Raw genomic sequence first — 2,792 nt, 5'->3', positions numbered from 1 at the left:
AGTTAGCTGCCAAAAATAATAGCGCAGCGGTGCTTGAACCGACAGGCGCGCTTGATTTACTTCTAAAAGCCAATATCGATGTCGCGCAAATTGCTGATTATCCTGATACGATGGCGACCACCCTACCCGATGAGCAAGCGCGTCAACTTAGTCATTTAACCATGCAGGACTTATCCGATAATCTATATTTGCCGCAATCAGGCTTAGTCAATCCGCAAGCCCTAAAAGACGTCATTATGTCTCATCCATTCATTAGCTATCAGCAGTTAAACGTTAATGAGATCAATGAAAATAACGAGCAAGTTTATGTGAGTGGTTATAGGGATGGCGAGCAGATCAACCTTCAAGCCGACAATGTGGTCATCTGCGCCGCCTTTGAGAGCCATGCTTTAGATACTCGTATTTTCGATTGTCGCAAGATTCGTGGTCAGCTGTCATGGTTCATACCCAGTGCCGAGCAGCTTGCTAAACTGCCAAAGATACCGCTCAAGTATAGCGGCTACTGTACGCTCTTTACTGCTCAGGCAGGGGATGCGCAAATTAATAACGTTGTAGAAGGTCAACCGTATTTATTACTTGGCGCAAGTTTTGTGCGTAATGATATCGCAACCGATATTCGGGCGGGCGAGCACCAAATTAGCCGTGATAAACTGATCAAAGCTATTGCTGAGATGAATGAGGTGATACCGGCCGATACTAGCAAGTGGCAAGCGCGGGCGAGCGTTCGCACGCAAACACCTGATTACCATCCAATTGTAGGCCAACTACCTGATAGCACGCGCTTATGGACGCTCACAGCGATGGGCGCAAAAGGGTATGCTTTTGCACCGATATGTGCTGAAGCCTTAGCTGATATGATGTTAGGTGATTTTATGCCTTTATCAAGTGCATTGCTTGATAGGCTCGCTCCCAATCGTATACGCTTGCAAACGCCTTTGAATGAATAAGGATAGACCATGGCTTATCTGCAAACCACTATAACGCTACCAGCCTACGCACGCGGTATCCATATTATTACCGCCCATATCGAACAAGCGATCAATAAGCTGCTACCTGATAAAGCAAACGCAGGCTTTGTGCATCTATTCTTGCAGCACACCTCAGCGAGCCTTGCTATCAATGAGAATGCTGACCCTGATGTCCGACTAGATACCGAAGACTGGCTCAATACTATTGCCCCTGCCAATCAGTCCGAATATAGACATACCTTAGAGGGATCTGATGATTTGCCCGCGCATTTTAAGAGTATGATGCTTGGCGTCAGCCTTACGATACCTTTGGTCAACGGCGCGCTAGGATTAGGCATGTGGCAAGGTATTTATCTGTGCGAGCATAGAGATCATGGTGGCAAGCGTAAAATAATCATAACAATAAGCGCTTAATGTTTAATAGCTGTCTTTACTTAACCATAGATTTTTCTCGAATATATAAACACTACTCATTACTATCAACCAAGCTGATTGTCCTATGAAAAAACTCCTAAACCCTATGCGCTACGGCTTACTTTTTGTATTAGCGATTAGCCTCACTCTAAGCGCTTGTCAAAAAGAACCTGAACCTGAGACTCCAATCGAGGTTGAGACACAAAGCATGCCTGCTACTGCCGATATGACTACTAAGCAGCCAACACAGAACGTAGAGGAGCCAAAAGTAGACGAGCGTGAGATAAATTTGGACGCGCTCGATGATATTGATGAACTAGATCAAGAAGCAGACTTACAAGATGTTGCCCCAAATCCAGAACAAGCTGTAAAGGGCACGCAAATCACTGATGTTACATACCGTAGTGACACCGGTGACACGCTCTCTGTCATCTTTGAGACCTCAGCGAGCGGAGTGCTCAATGCTATAGTTACCCTACCTAACAGACCAAAAGTGACTCTGAGTGCGCCTGAAGGTCAAGGCAATAATCCCACCTATCGCTCTAATGACGGCAGTGTCGAGCTTATCAGTCATGGCGGCGGTAGTAGTATAGATGTGATACAAAATGGCAAAGTGACTAATTATAACGCCACTAGCGCTGAGGCAGAGGTCGTCACTGACTAACGACGACCTAGCCGCCAAACATTCCTATTAGCCATCTAATAGCCGTCCATAGACCAAGCACAACAAAGGCAATGACCAGCACCCCCAAAATATCAGGAATATGCAAGTATAGCCAAGCGATAACAGAATTACGCCAAAAGCGGCTTTGCTGCTGCTTATCCTCCAAGCTTTGATGCAAAAACGGTCTATCGATATGCATGGTATCGGTGATACCATACTCATCTTGGATATGCTGGTGGACAATCCCCAATGTCTTACGGCTTGGGCGCAAAAACACATCGATTACAGTGCCCACACCCGGAATAATACCGACGACCATGTCAGCCAGCGCCATCTGTACCGCAGGGGTCATTTTGCTTGCAGGAACGCCCAGCTGACGCCCTAATATAAACGCGTAGCTGGTGAGTGCCAGCCCCGCCAAATCCCCTGCTATTGGAATCGTCGAGAGCGCCGCATCCGCGCCTAACCCTTGTTTGGTAAAGGGTACACGCACCAGTGAGTCCATAGTATTGGCAAACTTTGCTAATTTGCGCTCAGTGTCAATCACTTGCTCGCGCGTCAGTCCTTGCTCAGCCAGTCTTAACTGAAACTCAGTCTGCACCTCATTAAGTGGTGGTTTTTTGCTAGTAAAGCGTTTAAGAGAGCTGGGTAATTTAGCCATTAAAGGTAGTCCATATACAAGATAAAGCGACTAAGGCAAAGACGTAACGTCCGACCCAAATATTAGCTAGGAATGCTTGAAAGCA

4 protein-coding genes are annotated in these 2,792 nt (G+C 46.5%); 3 read left to right on the top strand and 1 reads right to left on the bottom strand.

Annotated elements, in window-relative coordinates; translation table 11 throughout:
• The 3 genes from ACTXGO_RS12080 to ACTXGO_RS12070 form a co-directional block, all read left to right on the top strand.
• A partial coding sequence (locus ACTXGO_RS12080) for an FAD-dependent oxidoreductase (protein ID WP_443574717.1) occupies window positions 1-947 on the top strand: 947 nt, incomplete at its 5' end.
• 9 nt (window positions 948-956) lie between these two features.
• The gene (locus ACTXGO_RS12075) at window positions 957-1,382 is read left to right on the top strand and encodes a secondary thiamine-phosphate synthase enzyme YjbQ (protein ID WP_443542886.1); all 426 of its coding nucleotides are present in this window, start codon (window positions 957-959) and stop codon (window positions 1,380-1,382) included.
• A gap of 85 nt (window positions 1,383-1,467) precedes the next feature.
• The gene (locus ACTXGO_RS12070; protein ID WP_443574715.1) at window positions 1,468-2,046 is read left to right on the top strand and encodes a hypothetical protein; all 579 of its coding nucleotides are present in this window, start codon (window positions 1,468-1,470) and stop codon (window positions 2,044-2,046) included.
• Window positions 2,047-2,053: 7 nt separating this feature from the next.
• Here the strand turns inward: ACTXGO_RS12070 and ACTXGO_RS12065 are convergent, their stop codons facing one another.
• Entirely contained in the window at window positions 2,054-2,707 is a 654-nt protein-coding gene (locus tag ACTXGO_RS12065) for a DUF4112 domain-containing protein (protein ID WP_443574713.1), read from the bottom strand.
• Window positions 2,708-2,792 lie beyond the last annotated feature (85 nt).

The organism is Psychrobacter sp. T6-1 (assembly GCF_052258445.1).
The sequence above is the reverse complement of the archived record's forward strand: the minus strand, read 5'-3'. Positions and strand labels throughout refer to the sequence as shown.

Bases quoted from the DNA above. Each gene is read 5' to 3' on its own strand.
- ACTXGO_RS12065 (WP_443574713.1), bottom strand. From the start codon at position 2,707: ATGGCTAAATTACCCAGCTCTCTTAAACGCTTTACTAGCAAAAAACCA.
- ACTXGO_RS12075 (WP_443542886.1), top strand. From the start codon at position 957: ATGGCTTATCTGCAAACCACTATAACGCTACCAGCCTACGCACGCGGT.
- ACTXGO_RS12070 (WP_443574715.1), top strand. From the start codon at position 1,468: ATGAAAAAACTCCTAAACCCTATGCGCTACGGCTTACTTTTTGTATTA.